We start from the raw sequence: 24,358 nt of genomic DNA on the forward strand, positions 1-24,358 counted from the left end.
TCATCCGCCGGCGCCGTCGACCAGTGCGAAGAGTTCGTCGTCGGTCGCTTCGTCCAGCCGGTCCGCCAGCGAGCCGGACTCCGGATCCGCTGGCGCGCCGGACAGTTTCGCCAGCAGCGCGGCCAATCGCGTCGTCACCTGCGACCGGCCGGAGCCGGCGTCCCCGGCGACGGCCAAGAGGGTGTTTTCCAAGCGGTCCAGGTCTTCGAGGACCGAGCCGAGAGCGTTCCGCTCCTGCGCCTCAGTCAACTCGGTGCGCAGGTACCGGGCCAGAACGGACGGTTTCGGATAGTCGAACACCAGCGTCACCGGCAACCGCAGCCCGCTGGCCGCGCTCAACCGGTTGCGGAGTTCGACGGCGGTCAGCGAATCCAAGCCCAGTTCCTGGAATGCCCTGGTGTCGTCGATCGGGTCCGCCGGGTCGTAGCCGAGCACCGCGGCGGTGTGCTTCGCCACCAATGCGACCAGCAGCGCCTCTTGTTCCTCCGCGGACCGGCCGGTCAGGCGCTGCCGCAGGTCGGTCTCGGCGGTGCCGGAGCCCGGCGCGGTGCGCACCGGGCCGCGGACCAGCCCGCGCAGCATCGCCGGAAGCGTGCCCGCGCCGGCCTGCGCCCGCAGCCGCGCGGGCTCGAGCGCAGCCGGGACCAGCACCGCGGAACCAGCCGTGAGCCCGATGTCGAACAGCGCCAGCCCTTCGGCGAGGGAAAGCGGATCGACCTGCGCACGGGACGCGCCAGTTTCGCCGTCCGACTGGTTCCACGGGCCCCAGGCCAGCGACACCGCCGGAAGACCCGCCGCCCGGCGGGTCTGGGCGAGCGCGTCGAGGAACGCGTTCGCGGCCGCGTGGTTGGCCTGTCCCGGGCCGCCGAGCACCCCGGCGGCCGAGGAGAACAGCACGAAGCAGGCCAGGTCCCGGTCGCGGGTGAGCTCGTGCAGGTTCAGTGCGATGTCGGTTTTCGCGCGCAGCACCGGGTCGAGACGGTCCGGGGTCAGCGATCCGAGCACCCCGTCGTCGAGCACGCCCGCGGTGTGCACGACGCCGGTCAGCGGATGCTCCGGCGGGATCCGCTCCAGCACGTCCGCGAGCGCGGCCCGGTCGGCGGCGTCGCACGCGGCGACCGTCACCTCGGTGCCGGACTCGGCGAGTTCGTCCGCCAATTCCTTGGCCCCGGGGGCATCGAGGCCTCGCCGGCTGACCAGCAGCAAATGCCGGATGCCGTGTTCGGTCGCCAGATGCCGGGCCACCGCGCGGCCCGAGGCTCCCGTGCCGCCGGTGACGAGCACGGTGCCCTCCGGCGCGAAACCCGGTTCCCCCGCGGTCGCGGACGCCCGTTCCAGCCTCGGCACTCGCACGACGCCGTCGCGTACCGCGAGCTGCGGTTCGCCGAGGGCCAGCGCGGCGGGCAGCAGATCGAGCGAACCGACCTGGTCGTCGAGGTCCAGCAGAGTGAACCGGTCCGGATGCTCGGCCTGCGCGGAGCGCACCAGTCCCCAGACCGCCGCTCCGGCGAGGTCGGCCACCGCCGCGTCCTGCTCGACGGCGACCGCGCCCCGCGTCACCACGACCAGCCGGGAGGCGGCGAACCGCTCGTCGGCCAGCCACGACCGCAGCACGTCGAGGACGGACGCGGTGGCCGCACTCGCCGTGGCGCCGGGGACGGATTCGGTGAACACCACGTCCGGCGGTCCGGTTTCCGCGATCGAGGCCAGGTCGCCGCGTTCGGCGTCGATTCCGGCCAGCAGTCCGTGCCCGGGGCCGGACACCGCCCATCGCGGCCTGGCCGGAGCCGGTGCGGGCGACACCTCTGTCCACTTGAGACTGAACAGCGAACCGCCGCTGTCCGGGCGGGCAGCCCGCAGCGCCTCCGCGGAGATCGGGCGCGAAGCCAGCGACCGCACCGCAGCGACCGGGTTGCCGCGGTCATCGGCGAGTTCGACCGACACCTCGTCCGGCCCCGTCGCGACGATCCGTACGCGAAGCGCGGACGCACCCGTCGCGTACCGGCTGAACCCGCTCCAGCAGAACGGGAGCAAGGTCTTCCCGGACTCGCCGACGAGCCCGGTCACGTGCAGAGCGGCGTCGAGCAGCGCGGGATGCAGGCCAAACGCCTCCGCCGCTTCGGGTGCTCGAACCTCGGCGAACAGCTCGTCCCCGCGACGCCAGGCCGCCGTGAGCCCCTGAAAGGCGGGACCGTAGTCGAGCCCCGCGTCCGACAGTCGCTGGTAGGCGTCCCCGACGTCGAGCGGAGCGGCGTTCGCGGGCGGCCACGCGCCAAAGCTCGCCGCCGGTTCCGGAGCGCCCACGGTCAGCACCCCGGTGGCGTGCCGCGTCCAGGCCGTGCCGAGTTCGTCGTCCGCTTTCGCCGAATGCACGGCGACCGGCCGGCGGCCCGCTTGCTCCGCGCCGACCACCACCTGGATCCGCACCCCGCCCTGCTCCGGCAGCACCAGCGGCGTCTCGAGGACGAGTTCCTCCAGCATCCCGCTGCCGAGCCGGTCGCCCGCACACGCCGCTAGGTCGACCAGCACCGTCCCCGGCACCACCGTGCTGCCGAGCACCACGTGGTCGGCCAGCCACGGCTGGGTTTCCGCGGACAGCCGCCCGGTGAAGACGGTTTCCGCCGGCTCCGGCAGCCGCACGGCCGCGCCCAGCAACGGGTGTTCCGCCGGGACCAGGCCGAACGAACGCACGTCGCCGACCGCGCCGGAAGGCCGCGGCCAGTAACGACGGCGCTGGAACGCGTACGTCGGCAGGTCGACGCGCCGCGCGCCGGTACCCGCGAAGAACTGCTTCCAGTCCACCGAAGCGCCATTCGCGTGGAGCGCGGCGACCGCCTCGACCACCGCTTGGGTTTCGGGCCGGTCCTTCCGCATGGCCGCGACCAGAATGGCGTCAGCGGTCAAGCTTTCCTGCACCATCGGGATCAACGCGCTGGTGGGGCCGATCTCAACGAATTTGGCGGCACCGCTGGCTTCCAGAGTTCGAACGCCGTCGCAGAAGCGCACCGTGTCCCGAACATGCCGCACCCAGTAATCCGCGGAGAACTCGGTGACCAGCGCGCCGGTCAGATTCGACACCATCGGGATCCGCGGCTGGCTGAACTCGACCCCTTCGGCCACCGCACGAAACTCGTCCAGCATCCCGTCCATGAGATGCGAATGAAACGCATGACTCACCTTCAGCCGCTTCGTCCGCAACCCCTTCGACTCCCACCGCGCCACCGCGTCCTCGTCACCCGAGAGCACCACCGAACGCGGACCATTCACCGCCGCAACAGCCACACCAGGACCAGGCTCAACCTCGTCCTCGGAAACCTGCACCGCCAACATCACGCCACCAGACGGCAACGCCTGCATCAACCGACCCCGCGCCACCACCAACCGCGCCGCATCCGCCAACGACAACACACCAGCAACATGCGCCGCAGCCAACTCACCAATCGAATGCCCACCCACAAAATCCGGGCACACACCCCACGACTCCAACAACCGAAACAACGCCACCTCAAACGCGAACAACCCCGGCTGCGCCACCCCGGTCTCGTCCACCCGGCCCGGATCACCTATCGCCTCGCGCACCGGTGTGTCGGTATGGCGATCCAGCTCCGCGCACACCTCAGCGAAAGCATCCGCGAACACCGGGAAAGACTCCGCGAGCTCCCTCCCCATCCCAGCCCGCTGAGAACCCTGGCCAGAGAACAAAAACGCGATCCGGCCCTGAGCAGCCAGCGTGGCGGGCTCGTCTCCCCGCGCCACCGCGGACAGTGCGGTCAGCAGCCCGTCCCGGTCCCCAGCCACCACCGCGGCCCGCCGTTCCAGCGCCGACCGTCCGGTCGCCAGCGAAAACGCCACGTCCACCGGCCGGATCTCCGGCCGCGCACGAACCTGCTCCGCAAGCCGCGCCGCCTGCTCGCGCAACGCGGCCTCGCTCTTCGCGGACAGCACCCACGGCACCGCGGCCAGCGCCCGGCCCGGCTCCTGGGCCTCCGGTTCCGGAGCCTGCTCCACGATCACGTGCGCGTTGGTCCCGCCCACGCCGAACGCCGACACCGCCGCCCGACGCGGACGATCCGACTCGGGCCACGGAACGGCCTCGGTCAGCAGCCGGACCGAACCGGCCGACCAGTCCACGTTGGCCGAAGGCGCGTCGATGTGCAGGCTCTTCGGCAGCATTCCGTGCCGCAGCGCGAGAACCATCTTGAGCACGCCTGCTGCCCCGGCCGCAGACTGGGTGTGCCCGATATTGGACTTCACCGAGCCCAGCCACAACGGCTGTTCCCGGTCCTTCCCGTAGGTAGCCTGCAAGGCCTGGGCCTCGATCGGATCGCCGAGCGTCGTCCCGGTGCCGTGTGCCTCGACGGCGTCGACATCGGACAGTTCAAGGCCGGCGTTCTCCAGCGCCGCCCGGATCACCCGCTGCTGCGACGGACCATTCGGCGCCGTCAGGCCGTTCGACGCGCCGTCCTGGTTCACCGCGCTGCCGCGCACCACCGCCAGCACCTGGTGTCCATTGCGCTGAGCATCCGACAACCGCTCCACGAGAAGCAGGCCCACGCCATCGGAAAATCCGGTGCCGTCCGCCGCCTCGGCGAACGGCTTGCACCGGCCGTCGGCAGCCAGCCCGCGCTGCCGCGAGAACTCGACGAACGCGGCAGGGGTCGAGATCACGGTCGCGCCGCCCGCCAGCGCGAGCGAGCATTCCCCGGACCGCAGCGACCGCACCGCCAGGTGCAACGCCACCAGCGAAGAAGAACAAGCCGTGTCCACGGTGACCGCCGGGCCCTCGAACCCGTACACGTACGACAGCCGCCCCGAGGAGACCGCACCCGAACTGCCGGTCAGCACATGGCCGTCGGCCTCGGAGTTCCCGGCGAACCCGTTGTCGTACCCGGAGTGCCCGGCACCGATGAACACACCCGTCGCACTGCCTCGCAACGAATCCGGCGCGATCCCGGCTCGCTCGAACACCTCCCACGACGTCTCCAGCAGCAACCGCTGCTGCGGATCCATCGCCACCGCCTCACGCGGGCTGATTCCGAAGAACCCGGCGTCGAACTCGGTGGCGGCGTCGACGAATCCGCCGGTGCGGACATACGACTTCCCGGACTTGTCCGGGTCCGGATCGTAGAGCTCCTCGAGCGGCCAGCCGCGGTCGTCCGGGAAACCGGCGAGCGCGTCCCGGCCCTCGTGCAGCAACGCCCAGAATTCCTCCGGGGTCCGCGCGCCGGGAAGACGGCAGCCCATCCCGACGACGGCGATCGGTTCGTGCTCGCTGTTCCGCAGCTCGCGCAGCTGCCGGCGAGTGTCGTGGAGGTCCGCGGCCACCCGCTTGAGGTACTCGCGGAGTTTGGCGTCATTCGACATGGAACCCTGCCTTGTCCGGGGTCGGCTGGGAGTGCTGGTCAGCTGAGCTCGTTGTCGACGAAATCGAAGACCTCCTCGTCCGAGGCGGATTCCAGGAGTTCGGACGCGGAAAGCTCGTTCGCCTCCTTGCCGTCGTCCAGCGTGCGCAGCAACGCGGTCAGCCGCGCCCGCGCGGTTTCGCGCTGCCCGTCGTGGCCGGCCAGCGCCGCGATCGTGTCCGCCAGCCGGTCGAGCTCCGCCTCGACCGCCTGTTCCGGATCGCCTGCCAGTTCGGTGCGGAGCAAACGGGCGAGCGCGTCCGGGGTCGGCTGGTCGAACACTACGGTCACCGGCAGCGTGAGTCCGGTGGCGGCGTTCAACCGGTTGCGCAGGTCGACCGCCGTGAGCGAGTCGAATCCCTGGTCCTTGAACGCCAGTCCCGGATCGACCGCGTCGCCGCCGCGATGGCCAAGAACGGCCGCCACCGTCGAACGCACGAGGTCAAGCAGCAGCTCTTGCTGATCGCCCGGAGCCAGCCCGGCCAACTGGCCCGCGAGCGAGCCTGCCCCGTCGGCACCGGGCGCGGATCGCTCGGCGGCCGCGAGGATCCGTTGTGCGTCCGGCAGTTCGTCCAGCAGCGGCCGGTACCGGGCCGAGGCGAAGCGCGGCACGAAGCGTTCCCAATCGACGTCCGCGACCGCCAGGAACGTCTCGTCCCGGGCCACGGCCTGACGCAACGCTTCGAGCGCGAGGTCCGGCGGCATCGGGAGGACACCGCGCAGGCGCAACTGTTCCTCGGCCGAGCGTTCCGCCGCCATGCCGGTTTCGCCCCAGGCGCCCCAGGCGATCGACGTCGCCACGAGCCCGCGGTCGCGCCGCTGGTGGGCGAGCGCGTCCAGGAACGCGTTGGCGGCCGCGTAAGGACCCTGGCCGCCGCTGCCCCATACGCCCGCGTTGGAGGAGAACAGCACGAACGCGTCCAGTTCCCGGTCGCCGAGAAGGGCGTCGAGGTTGCGCGCCCCGTCGACCTTGGCGGCGAGCACCTCGGCGAAATCGGCGAGACCGGTCTCGGCCAGCGGAGCCATCGAGACCGCGCCGGCGGTGTGCACGACGGCCCGGACCTCGGGGTGCTCGTCCAGCAGAGCGGCGAGCGCCGACCGGTCGGCCACGTCGCACGCGGCGATGGTCACCTGAGCGCCCAATGCTTCCAGTTCAGCCCGCAACCCGGCCGCACCAGCCGCGGCCGGACCGCGTCGGCTGGTCAGCACGAGGTGTTCCGCCCCGTCGCGGGCCAGCGACCGCGCGACCCGCGAGCCGAGTGCCCCGGTGCCTCCGGTGATCAGCACGGTTCCGCGCGGCTGCCACCGCGCCGTGGAATCGGTGTCCCGCTGCGGCGCACGCACCAGCCTCCGCGCGAACGTTCCCGACGCCCGCACCGCGACCTCGTCCTGGTCACCGCCCAGCAGGCTCGCGAACCGGTCCCGCGCGCGCTGGTCGAACGCGGCGGGCAGGTCGAGCAGGCCGCCCCAGCTGTCCGGGTGTTCCAGCGCGACCACCCGGCCGAGCCCCCAGACCTGCGCCTGTTCCGGGCTGGGCAAGGGATCCGTCGCACCGGTGGACACCGCGCCGCGCGTCACGCACCACAGCCGCGCCTTCACTCCGGCATCGGCGAGCGCTTGAACCGCGAGCGCCGTTGCCGCCAAGCCGAGTTCGACTCGGTGCCGCGAATGGCGTCCTTCGGAGAGCGCCAGCAGCGACAGCACCCCGGACGGCGGTTCCGCGTCGAGCACCCCGCTGAGCTGATCGGCGAGCGCCACCCGGTCCAGGTCGGTCGGGTCGAGCACCACCGGCGTTGCCTTGGCACCGTGCGCGGACAACTCGGCGAGGACCGCCGTCACCAGTTCGCTGTCCTCGTGTCCCGAAGGCACCAGCACTGACCAGCTGCCCGACAGCGATCCGGGGGCGGTTTCAGCGACTGGACGCCATTCCACCCGGTACCGCCAGCTGTCCACAGTAGACTTATCGCGGCTTTGCTCGCGCCAGGACCGCAACGCGGGCAGCACGGGCTTCAGCGCGGCTTCGTCCACTTTGAGCAAGGTGCTGAGCGATTCGTGGTCCTGTGCCTCGACGCTGTCCCAGAACCGGTCGTCGGCGAACGCGGGCGCGACGGCGGGCTCGATTTCCGGCCAGTACCGCTCTCGCTGGAACGCGTAGGTCGGCAGATCCACCCGGCGACCGGAGAACAGCGCGCTCCAGTCGACCGGCTGCCCGTGCACGTGCGCCTCCGCGAGCGACGCGCAGAAGCGCTGCGCGGCACCGTCGTTCCGCCGCAACGACCCCACGACGATTGCCGGCACCTCCTGCGCGGCCAGGGTTTCCTGAAGCGCGAGAGTCAGCACCGGATGCGGGCTTGCCTCGACGAAGACCCGGAACCCGTCGTCCGCCAGCGTCCGGGTCGCCTTCTCCAGCTCCACGGTCTGGCGCAGGTTGCGGAACCAGTAGTCCGCGTCGAGCGCGGTGGTGTCCAGCCAGTCACCGGTCACGGTGGACAGGAACGGCACCTCCGCCGGGCGCGGGACGATCGAACCGAGCAGCCCGGCCAGCTCCGCGCGGATCTCGTCCACGTGCGCCGAATGCGATGCGTAGTCCACCGGAATCTTCCGCGCCCGGATGTCCTCATCGGACAGTTCCGCTCGCAGCTGCTCCACCGCGTCCGGTTCGCCGGACACCACCAGCGAGCCCGGCCCGTTGATCGCCGCGACCGAAATCCGGTCGTCCCATTTCGCCAGCCTCGGCAGCAATTCCTCCAGCGGCAGCGCCACCGACATCATCGCTCCCCGGCCGCTCAGCTCACGCAATGCCTTGCTGCGCAATGCCACGACCTTCGCCGCGTCCGAAAGGGACAGCGCGCCGGCCACGCAGGCGGCCGCGATCTCGCCCTGACTGTGCCCGACGACCGCGTCCGGTTCGACCCCGCACGCACGCCACAATCCGGCCAGCGAAACCATCACCGCGAACAACGCGGGCTGGACGACGTCCACCCGGTCCATCGGCGGCGCGTCCGGCGCGCCGCGCAGCACGTCGGTGAGCGACCAGTCGACGTACTCCGACAGGGCCGCCGCACATTCCGCGATCCGCTCGGCGAACACCGGTGACGCGTCCATCAGGTCGAGCGCCATGCCCGTCCACTGCGAACCCTGACCCGGGAACACGAAGACGCGTTTGCCCGCGTCGCGTTCCCGGCCGCGGACCAGCCCGGGCGAACTGTCCCCGTCGGCGAGCGCGGCCAGTCCTTCGGCGAGTCCGGCCCGATCGGCGGCTACCACCACGGCTCGTTCGGCGAATCGCGTGCGGGCGGCCAGAGTCGTTGCCGCATCAGCAAGATCCAGCTCTGTGTCCACCAGGGAGCGGAGCGCCCGCGCCTGCTCTCGCAGGGCCGCGTCGGTCTTCGCGGACAGCACCCAAGGCGGGTTCGCGGCCAAGACCGGCGGCGCAGCCGGAGTGTCGACGGGTTGCTCCGGCGCTTGTTCGAGGATCACGTGCGCGTTGGTTCCGCTGATCCCGAATGACGACACCCCAGCCCGGCGCGGCCGTCCCGCCGCAGGCCACTCCCTGGCCTCGGCCAGCAACTCCACCGCGCCCGCCGACCAGTCCACCTCCGCCGACGGTTCGTCGATGTGCAGGCTCTTCGGCAGCATCCCGTGCCGCAGCGCCAGCACCATCTTGATGACGCCGGCCACGCCCGCCGCACCCTGGGTGTGCCCGAGATTCGACTTGACCGACCCGAGCCACAGCGGCTCGTCCCGGTCCTGCCCGTAGGTCGCCAGCAAGGCCTGTGCCTCGATCGGATCGCCGAGCTTCGTCCCGGTGCCGTGTGCTTCCACCGCGTCCACTTCGGACGGTTGAAGCCCGGCGTTCGCCAGTGCCGCCCGGATCACCCGCTGCTGCGAAGGACCGTTCGGCGCCGTCAACCCGTTGGACGCGCCGTCCTGGTTGACCGCGCTGCCCCGGAGTACCGCGAGCACCTCGTGCCCGTTGCGCTGGGCGTCCGACAGCCGCTCCACCAGCAGCACCCCGATGCCCTCGGCGAAGCCCGCCCCGTCGGCGGCCGCCGCGAACGGCTTGCACCGGCCGTCCGGGGCCACGCCCCGCTGGCGGGAGAATTCGGTGAAGATCCCCGGGGTCGACATCACCATCACACCCGCGGCCAGCGCCAGCGAGCATTCCCCTGACCGCAGCGACTGCGCCGCGAGATGCAACGCCACCAGCGACGACGAGCAGGCGGTATCGACGCTGACCGCGGGTCCCTCGAACCCGAAGAGATAGGAAAGCCGTCCGGACAGCACGCTCGGCGAGTTGCCGGTGCCCACGTGCCCCGCCGATTCCCCCGAGCCCATCGCCATCAGCTGCAGGTAGTCCTGGCCGCTGGTCCCGGCGAAAACCCCGGCGTCGCGCAGGGTTTCCGGGACGATCCCGGCCCGTTCGAAGGCCTCCCACGAGGTTTCCAGCAGCAACCGCTGCTGCGGGTCCATCGCCAGCGCCTCGCGCGGCGAAATGCCGAAGAACGTCGCGTCGAATTCGGCCGCGCCGGACAGGAACCCGCCTTCCCGGGTGTAGCTGGTGCCGTCGCCGTCCGGATCCGGGTCGTAGAGGGCCTCGAGATCCCAGCCGCGGTCGGCCGGGAACGCGGAGATCGTGTCGGTCTCGTCGGCGAGCACCCGCCAGAGGTCCTCCGGCGACCGCACGCCGCCGGGGAAGCGGCACGCCATCCCGACGATCGCCAGCGGTTCCTCGGACCTGGCCACCGCCGGTGCCTCGGCGGGCGACTCGGCGCCGAGCAGTTCGGCGCGCAGGTATCCCGCGATCGCGACCGGCGTCGGGTAGTCGAAGACCAGCGTCGCGGGCAGCCGCAACCCGGTGACGGTGTTCAGCCGGTTGCGGAGTTCGACCGCGGTCACCGAGTCGAAGCCGAGGTCCTTGAGCGCCTGGCGCGGTTCGACCTCCTCCGGACCGGAATGGCCGAGCACGATCGCCGCCTGCGTACGGACCGCGTCGAGCAGGAACCGGTCCTGTTCGGTTTCCGGCACGCTGGTCAGCCGTTGCGCGAAGGACGCTTCGTCCGGGTCCGCCGCGGCCTGTTCCGGCTGCCGGACATCGGGCAGGTCGGCGAGCAGCGGGCTCGGCCGGGTCGCGGTGAAGGCGACGCGGAACCGCTCCCAGGCGATGTCCGCGACGACGAGGTTCGTCTCGTCGTCGCTCAACGCCTGGTCGAGGGCGGCGAGCGCGAGGTCCGGCGCCATCTCGGGGACGCCGTGACGGCGGAATACCTCGCCGACCTCGCCCTCGGCCATGCCGCCGTCCGCCCACGGCCCCCAGGCGATCGACGTCGCGACCAGCCCGTTCGCCCGCCGGTGTCCGGCCAGTGCGTCCAGGAACGCGTTGCCCGGCGCGTAGTTGCCCAGCCCCGGGGTGCCGACGACCGCCGACGTCGCGGAGAAGAGCGCGAACATGCGCAGGTCGCGGTCCCGGGTGAGTTCGTGCAGATTCACCGCCGCGGTCGCCTTCGCCCGCAGGACCTCGTTCATCCTGGCCGGGGTCAGCGACGTGACGACCCCGTCGTCGAGCACCCCCGCGGCGTGCACGATGCCGTCGACCGGGAACCGGTCGAGCAGATCAGCCGCCGCGGCCCGGTCCGCGACGTCACCGGCCACGATCGTCGCCCGGACGCCGAGCGCGGCGAGTTCCGCTTCGAGCTCCGCGGCACCCGGTGCCGCCTGCCCTCGGCGGCTCACGAGCACCAGATGCTCCGCGCCCCGTCCGGCGAGCCACCGCGCCACCCGCGCGCCCAGCGCTCCGGTTCCGCCGGTCACCAGCACCGTGGCCGGCGCCCGCCAGCCGCTGTTCCGGGCGGCCCCGGCGCGCGCCAACCGGCGTCCGAACACCCCGGACGCGCGCACCGCCACCTGGTCCTCAGCTCCGCCGAGCACCGCCGACAACCGGGAGAGCACCCGCTCGTCCAGCGTGTCCGGCAGGTCGATCAACCCGCCCCAGCGGTCGGGATGCTCCAGCGCCGCGACCCGGCCGAGACCCCAGACCATCGCCTGCGCCGAACTGCTGTGCGGGTCGAAGCGATCCACCGAGACCGCACCCCTGGTCACCGTCCACAGTGGCGTTTGACTGTCCATAGTGGTCAGATCACGGAGAAGACGCACCGTCGCGGCGAGCCCGCGCGGCACCGCGCCGAACTCCGCGAGCGGCCGGTCGTCCAATGCGAGCAAGGACAGCACTCCGGACACCGGGCCTTCGGCCAGTTTGTCCGCGATCGGCTCGTCGCCGAGCACCACGAGGCGGCCCGCGATGCCGTCCGCCAGCACGGCGGCCCATTCGGCGTGCTCGGCCGGAGCGACGACCAGCCACGTGCCCCGCGCCGACGCGGCCGAGACGTCCGGAAGGCGTTTCCACGACACCCGGTAGCGCCACCGGTCCACTTCGGACTCCTGCTGACGCCGCTGCCGCCAAGAGGCCAGCACCGGCAACGCTGCCTCCAGCGACCGCACCTCGTCGCCCTCGGCCGCCAGCGTCGCGGCCACCGCGTCGAGATCCGCGCGTTCGACGGCCTCCCAGAACTCGGCGTCCACCGGTTCGGCCGCCGCCGGTTCGACCGGCTCCGGCCAGTAGCGCTGGCGCTGGAACGGATAGGTGGGCAGATCGGTGGTGCGGGCGCCGGTCCCGGCGAAGAACCTGGCCCAGTCGACGGTCGCGCCCCGGGTGAACGCCTCGCCCAAGGACGCGGTGAACCGGTCCAGGCCGCCCTCGCCCCGGCGCAGCGTCCCGATCGCCGCCGCGGCCGTGTCGTCGAGAGTCTCCTGCAATCCGGGAACCAGCACCGGATGCGGGCTGACCTCCACGAATACCCGGTAGCCGGCGGCCAGCAGCTTCCGGGTCGCCTGCTCGAACTCCACCGTCTGGCGAAGGTTGCGGTACCAGTAGTCCGCGTCCATCGCCGCGGTGTCGAGGAGTTCGCCCGTCACCGCCGAGTAGAACGGCACCTCGCCGGATCGCGGCGCAACGGACGCCAGCACCTCGCGCAATTCGTCGTGAATCTCTTCGACGTGCGCCGAATGCGAGGCGTAATCGACCGGAACCTTCCGAGCCCGGACACCGTCCCGCTCACACGCCGCGATCAATTCGTCCAACGCGTCCGGGTCGCCCGAGACGACCACCGAGCCCGGACCGTTCACCGCCGCGACAGAGACCCGCGGGTCAAGCCGCTCCCGCAATTTCTCCACCGGCTCGGCAACCGAAACCATCCCGCCCTTGCCGGACAGCACCGTCAACGCCTTGCTCCGCAAAGCCACCACCCGGGCACCGTCCTGCAACGACAACCCACCAGCCACGACCGCAGCCGCGATCTCGCCCTGACTGTGGCCAACGACCGCAGCCGGACGCACACCATTCGCCCGCCACACCTCAGCCAGCGACACCATCACAGCCCACAACACCGGCTGCACCACGTCGAGCTGCCCCAACGCAGACTCGTCCCGCAACACGTCCAGCAACGACCAGTCCACAAAAGACTCCAACGCCGCCGCACACTCCGCAAGACGCGCCGCAAAAACCGGACTCGACTCCAGCAACCCCAGAGCCATCCCCACCCACTGCGAACCCTGACCCGGGAACACAAAAACGACATCCCCCGACTCCGCAGCCAGCTCCGCAGGCACCTCGCCCGCCGCCACCGCGTCGAGGCCGCGAAGCAACTCGTCCCGGTCACGCCCCACCACCGCGGCCCGGCGCGCCAATGCCGCCCGAGCCGTCGCCAGCGAAAACGCCACCTCGGTCAGACTCGTCCCGTCCCGCAGCCGACCCTCCAACCGCCGAGCCTGATCCCGCACCGCCGCCTCGCTCTTGCCCGACAAGACCAACGGCACCACGGCCAATTCGCGGCCCGGATCCGCAACGGGCGCGTCCGGAACCTGCTCCACGATCACGTGCGCATTGGTCCCGCTGATCCCGAACGAGGAAATCCCCGCCCGCCGCGGCCGGTCTGCTTCCGGCCACTCCCGGGCCTCCGCCAGCAACTCGACCGCACCCGCCGACCAGTCCACATGCGACGAAGGCGCATCAATGTGCAGGCTCCGCGGCAAAATCCCGTGCCGCATCGCCAGCACCATCTTCAGCACGCCAGCGACACCCGCCGCCGCCTGAGTATGCCCGATGTTCGACTTCACCGACCCGAGCCACAACGGCTCGTCACGACCCTGGCCGTAAGTCGCCAAAAGAGCCTGCGCCTCAATCGGATCACCGAGCCGAGTCCCCGTCCCGTGCGCCTCCACAGCGTCCACATCAGACGTTGTCAATCCGGCATTCGCCAACGCAGCCCGAATCACCCGCTGCTGCGAAGGACCATTCGGCGCCGTCAACCCATTCGACGCACCATCCTGATTCACCGCAGAACCCCGCACCACCGCCAACACTCGGTGTCCGTTCCGCCGAGCATCAGACAACCGCTCCACCAACAGCAGCCCAACACCCTCACCCCAGCCAGTACCGTCCGCCGCCTCAGCGAACGGCTTGCACCGACCATCCGGAGCCAGCCCACGCTGCCGGGAAAACTCCACAAACGTCTCAGGCGTCGACATCACCGTCACCCCGCCAGCCAAGGCGAGCGAACACTCGCCCGACCGCAGAGACTGCACGGCGAGATGCAACGCCACCAACGACGACGAACACGCCGTATCCACCGTCACCGCAGGACCCTCGAACCCGAACACATACGACAACCGGCCCGACAGCACACTCGCCGCGTTCCCGGTGATCCGATGCCCCTCGGCCTCGTCGCCAGACCGGTCGTAGCTTCCGTACCCGGAAGAACCCGCCCCGACGAACACTCCGGTCGCGCTGTGGCGCAACGAATCCGGATCGATGCCCGCCCGTTCGAACACCTCCCACGACGTCTCCAGCACCAACCGCTGCTGCGGATCCATCGCCACCGCCTCGCGCGGACTGATCCCGAAGAACCGCGCGTCGAAGTCCGTTGCCTCGTAAAGGAATCCGCCCTCGCGGGCATAACTGGTGCCGCGGTGTTCCGGATCCGGGTCGTACAGTCCTTCCACGTCCCAGCCGCGGTTGCCGGGGAATCCCGCGATCACGTCGGCCTCGCTGGAGACCAGGTCCCAGAACTGCTCCGGCGAACTCACGCCGCCCGGGTAGCGGCAGCCCATCGCCACGATCGCGATCGGATCGCCGTCCACCGCACCTGCCGAAACCGTCACCGGCGCTTCCGCTCCCGCCAGCAGCGTGCGCAGGTGCTCGGCGAGCGCGCGCGGGGTGGGATGGTCGAACACGACGGTGGAGGCCAGCCGGGTCCCGGTCACCGTGTTCAGCCGGTTGCGCAATTCGACCGCGGTCAGCGAATCGGCGCCCAGCTCCCGGAAGGTCTTGGCCGCTTCGACCGACTCGGCCGAGCCGTGTCCCAGTACCCGCGCCGTTTCTTCCCGCACCAGGCCGAGCAGCAGCCGGTCCTGGTCGCTCCGGGACTGGCCCGCCAGCCGCTGCTCAAGCGAGGACTCCGCGGGTCGTCCGGCGGCGGAACGCCGGACCGGTCGCCGGACCAGCCCCCGGAAGAGCGAGCCGCTGACCGCGCTCAGATCGAGCGGCACCGGCGCGAGGAGCGCGCGAGCACTGCCGAGTGCCGCGTCGAACAGCGCGAGGCCTTCCTCGTCCGACAACGGCCGGATCCCGTCCCGGGCCAGCCGCGCGAGGTCGGTCTTGCCCAGCAGATCCACCATGCCGCCGGAGCGCTCCCACACGCCCCACGCCAGCGACACCGCCGGGAGACCCTGCGCCCGGCGCTGCTGCGCGAGCGCGTCCAGGAACGCGTTCGCGGCGGCGTAGTTGCCCTGCCCGGGCCCGCCGATCAGGCCCGCGATCGAGGAGAACAGGACGAACGCGCGCAGGTCGTGCCCGCGAGTGAGCTCGTGCAGATTCAGCGCCGCGTCGGCCTTCGGCCGCATCACCGCCGCCACCCGATCCGGGGTCAACGACTCGAGGAGACCGTTGTCCAAGGCGCCGGCGGTGTGGATGACGCCGGTCAAGGGATGCTCGGCCGGAATCGCGGCCAGCACCCGCGCCAGCGCGGCACGGTCCGCGGCGTCACAAGCCGCCACCGTCGCTTCCGCGCCGAGCGCAGCCAGCTCGGCGGTCAGCTCCGCGGCTCCCGGTGCGTCCGCGCCGCGGCGACTGACCAGCACCAGATGCCGGACCCCGTGCTCAGCCACGAGATGCCGGGCCACCAGACCGCCCAGCGCACCGGTGCCGCCAGTGATCAGCACTGTTCCCTCAGAAGCCAGCTCCGCGGCCGAACCCTCTTCGGCCAGTACGCGCGCCAGCCTCGGCACTCGCACCACGCCGGCGCGCACCGCGAGCTGCGGTTCGCCGAGGTTCAGCACCTCGGGCAACCGCTCCAGCGAGGCCGGGCTGTCGTCGAGGTCGAGCACCACGAACCGGCCCGGGCTCTCCGACTGCGCCGACCGCACCAACCCCCACGACGCGCCCGCCGCGAGATCCCGGACGCTCTCGTCCGGCTCCGCGGCCACCGCCCCGCGCGTCACCACGACCAGCCGCGAATCCGCGAACCGCGCCGTCCCCAGCCAGGTCTGTGCCACTGCCAAGAGTTCAGCCGGCGGACGGCACTCCACGAACACCACGTCCGGAGTAGCCCCGCTGTCCACCAGCGCGGCCAGATCCGGGTACCGGTCGGCCTCGATGCCAAGCTCGCCCAGCACCGCCCAGCCGCCAGTCTCGGCCGCGGCACCCGGCGCCACCTCGGCCCACTCCAAGCCGAACAACGACTCCACGAATCCGGCCGGACGTCCCAGCTGCTCCGCGGGCCGCAGCTTTACCGAGTCGACAGCCGCCACCGGCGCACCCGCCGCATCAGCGAGTTCGACCGAGACCTCGTCCGGGCCGACGGGAGAAAGCTTCACCCGCAAGCTCGACGCACCCGAGGCGTACACGGTCACGCCGGACCAGGAAGCCGCCAACCGATCAGCCTCGGCCCCGAGGTGCACCGCCGAGTCCAGCAGCGCCGGATGCAGCGCGAACGCGCCGGCGTCGGTCTCGTCGGGCAAGGCAACCTCGGCGTATACGACGTCGCCCTGCCGCCACGCCGCGGTCAGCCCCTGGAACATCGGGCCGAACGACAACCCCAAGTCGGCCTTGCCGCGAGAGAAGTCCTCGATCGGAACGGCGGACACGCCGCGCGGCGGCCACTCCGCCAGCTCGAACTCCGGCGCGGTCCCGCCCGGCGAAACGAAGCCGTCGACGTGCTGGATCCACGGCTGATCCGAGCCGTCCGGACGGGCATACACCGCCACCGGCCGAACGCCGCCCGCCGCGGGCTCGCCCACCTTGACCTGGACCTGAACCCCGCCACGCGGCGGCAGCACCAGCGGCGTCCGCACCGTCAGCTCGTCCAGCGCCGCGCATCCGGCCTGGTCGGCCGCCCGCACCGCCAGCTCCACGAACCCCGCCGCCGGGAACCGCGCCGAGCCCCGCACCACGTGCTCGGCCAGCCACGGCTGGGTCTCCGCCGACAACCTGCCGGTCAGCACGACGCCGTCCGAATCCGGCAACGGCAGCGCCGCGCTCAGCAGCGGATGCTCGGCCGGAGCCAGCCCCATGCCGCGAGCGTCTCCGGCGAGGTTCGGCATGAGCCAGTACCGCTGCCGCTGGAAGGCATACGTCGGCAGCGAAACCCGGCGCGCGCCGGTACCCGCGAAGAACGCGTTCCAGTCCACTGTGGAACCGGAGACGAACAACCGGCCGACAGCCTCAGTCAACGCCGTCGGCTCGTCGCGGTCCTTGCGCAACACCGGAATCAGCGCCGCGTCGGAGTCGAGGGAATCCCCGATCATCGCGGTCAGCACGCTGCCGGGGCCGATCTCGACGAATCGCGCCACACCCCGCGCCGCCAGCGTGCGGACCCCGTCGCCGAACCGCACGGTCTCCCGCACGTGCCGCACCCAGTATTCGGCCGAAAACTCGGCGATCAGCTCACCGGACACATTGGACACGACCGGAACGCGCGGTGCGCGGTACTCGACGCCCTCGGCGACCCGGCGGAACTCCGCCAGCATCCCGTCCATCCGATGCGAGTGGAACGCGTGACTCACCCGCAGGCGTTTGACCCGCCGTCCGCGTGCTTCCCAGTGCCCGGCGATCTCCAGCACTCGGTCCTCGTCGCCGGAAACCACCACCGAACCGGGCGCGTTGACCGCCGCGAGGCTCGCCCGTGCGTCCGGACCGGACAGCATCGGCGCGACTTCGGCCGCGTCGGCCTGGATCGCCGCCATGGCCCCGCCCGCCGGGAGAGCCTGCATCAACCGGCCGCGCGCCGCGACCAGCGCGACGGCGTCGGCCAGGTCGAGGACCCCGGCGAGATGCGCCGCCGCCAGCTCGCCCACCGAATGCCCGCCCACGAAATCCGGGGAGATCCCCCACGACTCCAGCAACCGGGCCAGCGCGACCTCGACCGCGAACAGCCCGATCTGGGTCCACTCCGTCTGGTGGACCAAGTCCGCGGCTGGCGAGCCGTCGGCGGCGAACACCACATCCCGCAGCGCCCGCGCCGAAGACCGATCGAATCGCTCGCACACCGCGTCGAACGCTTCGGCGAACACGGGGAACCGCTCGTACAGCTCGCGGCCCATTCCTGGCCGCTGCGAGCCCTGGCCGGCGAACACGAACGCGGTCTTGCCCTCGACCGGCTTCCCGGCTCCGGCGAGCGAGTCCAGTCCGGCCAGCAGCTCCGCAGTGTTCTCGCCGGTCACGACCGCGCGATGGTCCAGCGCGGCCCGCCCGGCAGCCAGCGAGAACGCCACGTCCAGCGCCGGCTGCCCGGCAGCCGAGGCGAGCCTGCTCGCCTGGTCCCGCAACGCTTCTGGGGTCTTGGCCGAGAGCACCCACGGCACGACGGCCAGCTCGCGGTCCGGCTGATCCCGCGGCGGCACAGCGTCCGGTGCCTGCTCGACGATCACGTGTGCGTTCGTCCCGCTGATCCCGAACGACGAAACCCCCGCCCGGCGTGGCCGGTCCGCACGCCATTCCCTGGCTTCGGACAACAGCTCGACCGCGCCGGCCGACCAGTCCACATGCGACGACGGCGCGCCGAGATGCAGGCTCCGCGGCAAAATCCCGTGCCGCATCGCCAAAACCATCTTCAGCACCCCGGCCACCCCGGCCGCCGCTTGGGTGTGCCCGATGTTCGACTTGACCGAGCCCAGCCACAACGGCTGCTCCCGGTCCTGGCCGTAAGTCGCCAGGATCGCCTGCGCCTCGATCGGATCACCGAGCCGGGTGCCCGTCCCGTGCGCTTCGACAGCGTCCACAGCAGACGGTTCCAGCCCGGCATTCGCCAGCGCCGCCCGGATCACCCGCTGCTGCGACGGACCATTCGGTGCGGTCAGCCCGTTCGACGCGCCGTCCTGGTTCACCGCACTGCCGCGCAGCACGGCCAGCACCTCGTGTCCGTTGCGTCGCGCGTCGGAAAGCCGTTCCAGCAAAAGGATTCCCACGCCCTCGGAGAACCCGGCCCCGTCCGCGGCCGCCGAGAACGACTTGCACCGCCCGTCCGACGCCAGCCCGCCGTTGCGCGCGAACTCCTCGAAAACCGCGGGATTCGACAACACGGTCGCCCCGCCGGCCAGCGCCAGCGAGCATTCGCCGGACCGCAGCGACTGCGCCGCCAGATGCAGGGCCACCAACGACGACGAACACGCCGTGTCGACGGTGACCGCGGGCCCCTCGAACCCGAACACATACGACACCCGGCCGGACGCGACGCTCCCGGCGCTGCCATTGCCCAAATAGGCCGCCACACCATCAGGAACCGCACCGAGGCGGGCTCCGTAATCGTGATACATCAGACCCGCGAACACGCCGGTCGCACTGCCCCGCAACGACTCCGGGTCGATGCCTGCCCGTTCGAAGACCTCCCACGACGTCTCCAGCAGCAGGCGCTGCTGCGGATCCATCGCCAACGCCTCACGCGGCGAAATCCCGAAGAACGCCGGATCGAACTCTCCCGCGCCGGACAGGAAGCCGCCCTCGCGGGTGTATCCGGTGTTCGACAGCTGCCAGCCGCGGTCGGCCGGGAACGCGGACACGGCGTCGCGTCCTCCGTCGAGCAGGTCCCAGAAGGCTTCCGGAGTGTCGATGCCCGACGGAAAACGGCAGGCCATCGACACGATCGCGATCGGTTCGTCCGGCTCCGCGCGCACCGCGGCCGCTCCGGCAGGCCCGGCTTCGGTTCCGAACAGCTCCGCGCGGAGGAACACGCTGACCGCGGCCGGGGTCGGATGGTCGTACTGCAAGGTCGTGGGCAGCCGCCGCCCGAGTGCGGTGACCAACTGGTTGCGCAGTTCGACCGCGGTGAGCGAGTCGAAGCCCAGTTCGCGGAAGGTCAGATCCGGCTTGATCGCCTCGGCGTTCTCGCGTCCGAGCACCGCCGCGGCACGGGAGCGTACGAGTTCCAGCAGCGCCTCTTCCTGCGCGGCCCCTGCCGCCGCGGTCAGCTCGCGGACGAATTCGGTACCGGTCACGACGGATTCGGCGGCATCCGCCCTGTCCCGCAGGACCCGAGCGGCGGACGGCACCTGGTCGAACAAGCTGCTGGGACGGCTGGAAACGAAGGCCGGAACGAACCGCGCCCAGTCGACGTCGGTGATCACGATCGTGGTCTCGCCGCGTCCGACCGCTTGCGCCATTCCGGCGAACGCGGTGTCCAGGTCCATGAACGACAGCCCGAGGCGGCGTGCCGATTCGCGCTCGCGCGGGTTCGGCGACTCCAGCATTCCCCACGCGACGGACGTCGCGGTGCGCCCGGCCTCGCGACGCTGCCGGGCCAGTGCGTCGAGGTAGCTGTTCGCGGCGGCATACGCGCCGAAGCCCGCACCGCCCCACACCCCGGCGACCGACGAGAACATCACGAACGCGTCCAGTTCCTGGTCACCGAGCAGGGCGTCCAGGTTGGCGGCGCCCAGTGCCTTCGCCGCGACGCTCTCGGCGAATTCCTCGGGGCTGGTCTCGGCCAATGTGGCCGGCCGCAGCACCGCCGCCGCGTGAACCACAGCCCGTACCTGGTCGCCGTCGGCGGCCAGGCCGGACAACAGCGTTCGCAGTGCGTCGCGGTCGTTGACGTCGCACGCGGCGATCGTGACCCGCGCAGCCAGCTCTTCGCGTAGCGCGGCCATGCCCTCCGCCGCCTCGCCACGTCGGCTGACCAGCACCAGATGCTCGGCCCCCTGCCGGACCAGCCACCTGGCGATCGACGGTCCGAGTTCCCCGGACGCCCCGGTGACCAGGACCGTGCCGCGCGGCGTCCAGGACTCGCGGCTGTCCTCGCCGAGCGGAGCGGGTTCGAGGCGGCGGCCGAGCAATCCGGACGCACTCAGTGCGAGCTGGTCCTCCCCTTCGATGCCACCCAGCGCTTCGGCCAGCCGGGCGCGGGCCCGGGCGTCGAAGGTGCCGGGCAGGTCGATCAACCCGCCCCAGCGACCGGGGTGTTCAAGTGCGGCGATCCGGCCGAGCCCCCACACCATGGCCTGCGCCGGGCTGGCACCGGACACCGCGCCCGCCGTCGCCGCCCAGATCCGCGCGGGAGCGGCGAGTGCGGCCTCGGCCCGGATCAACGCGAGCGTCCCGGCCAGCCCCACGCTGAGCGCCGGCTGCCGGGGATGCGGCCGCTCGTCCAAGGCCCACAGGGACAACACCCCGGCGAACGGTGCGGATTCGAGCACTTCGGGCAGCGTCTCGGTGTCGTGCTCGCTGACCTCGGCCACCTGGGTTTGCGCGCCGCGCTCGGTCAGCGCGCGAACGCACCCTTCGACACGCGGATCGTCAGCCGAGCCTCGCGGCACGAGCACCAGCCATTGCCCAGCCAGAGCCTCCGCCGCCCGGCCGGTGATCGGCCGCCAGCCGACGCGATACCGCCAGGAGTCCACTGTGGACAGATGGGTCTTGCGGCGGTGCCAGGCCGCCAGCGCGGGCAACGCGGCGTCCAGCGTCGTCGCGCCGTCCACGTCCAGCACGGAGGCCAGCTCGCCGCGGTCCACCGCGGCCCAGAACTCCTCGTCGAGCGGACGCCCGCCCGGTTCGAGCGCCGCTGGTTCCGGCCAGTACCGCGCCCGCTGGAAGGCATACGTGGGCAGGTCGACCCGGCGGGCCGCGGGCAGGGCGGCGGCCCAGTCGATCCGGACGCCGCGAACGTGCGCCTCCGCGGCCGAGGACAGCAGCCGCTGGTGGTCGCCTTCGCCGAGGCGGAGGGTGTGCACGGCGGCGACCTGCGCGCCATGGTCGTCGGCGATCTCCTGGACCGGGACCGAGAGCATGGGGTGCGGCCCGGGTTCGACGAAGACGTCGAAACCCTCGTCCAGCAAGGTGCGCACGGCCTCGTCGAAACGCACGGTCTGGCGGAGGTTCCGGAACCAGTAGTCCGCGTCCAATTCGGCGGTGTCCAGGAACCCGCCGGTCACCGTCGAGCAGAACCGGATCGGCGTGCTCCGCGGCGCGATTTCGGCGACCGCGTCTCGCAACTCGGCGCGAACCGACTCGATCTGCGGCGAATGCGAGGCGAAGTCCGCCTGGATGCGGGCCGCCCGCACCCCGGTCTCCGCCAGGGTCTCGGCCAACCGGTCGATCGCCTCCGGACTGCCCGCGACCGTGACCGTGCGGGGCCCGTTCACCGCGGCGACGGCCACCCCGTCGCCCGCTTCCGCCAGCAGCCGCTCGACGTCGGCCACCGGCGCGGACACCGACAGCATCGCGCCGTGTCCGGACAGCTTCGCCGCGATGAGCTGGCTGCGCGAGGCGATCAGCCGCGCCGCGTCCTCGAGCGCCAACGCCCCGGCGACGTGCGCCGCGGCGATCTCGCCTTGCGAATGGCCGATCACCGCGGACGGCACGACGCCCAGCGAGCGCCACACCGCCGCCAGCGACACCATCACCGTGAACAGCGCGGGCTGCACTACGTCGACCCGCGACAACGGCGGCGCTCCTCGACGGCCCCGCACGACGTCGATCAACGACCAGTCGAGGTAGGGCTCGAACGCTTCCGCGCACGCCGCGACCGATTCCGCGAACACCGGCGACGATTCCCACAGGCCGGCGCCCATGCCCTTCCACTGCCCGCCCGCGCCGGAGAACACCAGCACAGTCCGCCCGGTGGCGTCCGCGGCACCGCGCACCACGTCCGGGTGCGCGCCGCCGGTGGCCACCGCGTTCAGCCCAGCAACCAAGTCCGCACGATCGTCCCCGACCACGACGGCGCGCTGCTCGAACGCCGATTTCGCGGCCAGCGAGTACGCCACGTCCGCCGTCGCCAGTTCCGGATGCTCGCGGACGTGCTCAGCCAAGACCGCCGCCTGCGCGCGCAACGCCGCCTCAGACCGGCCGGAAACCACCCACGGCACCGGTACCTTCGCGGTCTCCGTCTCGGGTGCTTCCGGCGTCGGCGGCTCGGCTAGCACGACGTGACAGTTGGCGCCGCCCATGCCGAACGCGCTCACTCCCGCGACCAGCGGCTGGTCCGCCCTCGGCCAGTCAGCCAGTTCGTTCTGTACCCGCAAACCCCATTCCGGCAAGGGAATCGCCGGATTCGGGGTCTCGTAGTTGAGGCTTGGCGGAATCCTCCGGTGCTTGATCGCGAGCACTGCCTTGAGCAGCCCGGCGATCCCCGCGGCCGCGCCGAGATGACCGATGTTGGTCTTGATCGAGCCGACGCGCAGCGGGAATCCGGGGTCTCGCTCAGCGCCCAGCACCGCGCCCAGCGCGGCGGCCTCGACGGGATCGCCCGCCTTGGTGCCGGTGCCGTGCAGTTCCACGTACTGCACGGCCGAGGGAGCCACGCCCGCGCTCCAGTACGCCGAGCGCAGGTTTTCTTCCTGTGCGACGGGATTCGGATCGGTCAGCCCGTTGCCCCCGCCGTCGTGGTTCACCGCGCTGCCGCGGATCACGCAGTGCACGAGGTCGCCGTCCTCGATCGCGCGGGAAAGCGGCTTGAGCACGACCGCCCCGCCGCCCTCGCCGAGGACCGTCCCGTCCGCCCTGGCGTCGAACACAAAACACCGGCCAGAGGGCGACAACGCGCCGAGTTTCGCCAGTGCGGCAGTGTTTTCCGGGGTCACGGCGAGGTGCACTCCGCCGGCGATCGCCAGCGAAGCCTCTCCCCGGCGCAGGCTCTCGCACGCGAGGTGCACCGCCGTCAGCGAAGACGCCTGTGCCGAATCGACGGTGAGGCTGGGGCCGTGCAGGCCGAGCACGTACGAGACGCGGTTGGAAATGATGCCGCGGCCGGTTCCGGTGGCAGTGTGGTGCGTGAGCCCGCCGCGCAGCAGCAACCGTTCGTAATCCCCGGAACTCGCGCCCACGAAGACCCCGGTGCGGCTTCCGCGCAGGCGATCGGCGGCGAAACCCGCTTCTTCGAGCGCTTCCCAGGCCAGTTCGAGCATCAGCCGCTGCTGCGGATCCATTGCCACGGCCTCGCCCGGCGAGATGCCGAAAAAGGCGGGATCGAATCGGTCGATCGCGTCCAGGAAACCACCTCGGCGATATTCCGCGTTTCCCTTTTCGGGAAAATCGCGGACATCCCATCGGCCGGCCGGGACTTCGACGATAGCGTCCGAGCCATTTTCGAGCAATCGCCACAGCGCGGCCGGCCCGGCGGCCCCCGGCAGCCTGCACGCGATACCGACGACCGCGATCTCCTCGCCGGTCAGATCCGGCATGGAGTTTCCCGCGCGAAACAGATCTGTCACGGCAGTACTCGACCCCCACAATCCGCACGTCGTTGGCACATCACAGCAGCAGCGACGAACCGCGGCGTTCCGCGCGCGCAGTCGTCGCCGGATCTCGGCAGCATCGGGCCTGGCCGCGACACTGCGAACGAATGCTCGATGCGGCCCGCGAAATCAAAACCGGTTATTTTAATATTTCGTCGTCAAGTTCGCCAGCCCCA

Annotated in this window: 2 protein-coding genes; both read right to left on the reverse strand. The window is 71.4% G+C overall.

What is annotated here, in order from left to right:
- On the reverse strand, positions 1-5,454 hold the full coding sequence (locus L3Q65_RS27885; protein ID WP_370648227.1) for an SDR family NAD(P)-dependent oxidoreductase: 5,454 nt from the start codon (positions 5,452-5,454) through the stop codon (positions 1-3).
- Positions 5,403-24,158 (reverse strand): type I polyketide synthase, encoded by an 18,756-nt coding sequence (locus L3Q65_RS27890; protein WP_237597072.1) that lies wholly within the window; start codon positions 24,156-24,158, stop codon positions 5,403-5,405. Before L3Q65_RS27890 ends, L3Q65_RS27885 begins: the two co-directional genes overlap by 52 nt.
- Positions 24,159-24,358 lie beyond the last annotated feature (200 nt).

Source organism: Amycolatopsis sp. FU40, assembly GCF_021903635.1.
Taxonomy (GTDB): domain Bacteria; phylum Actinomycetota; class Actinomycetes; order Mycobacteriales; family Pseudonocardiaceae; genus Amycolatopsis; species Amycolatopsis dendrobii.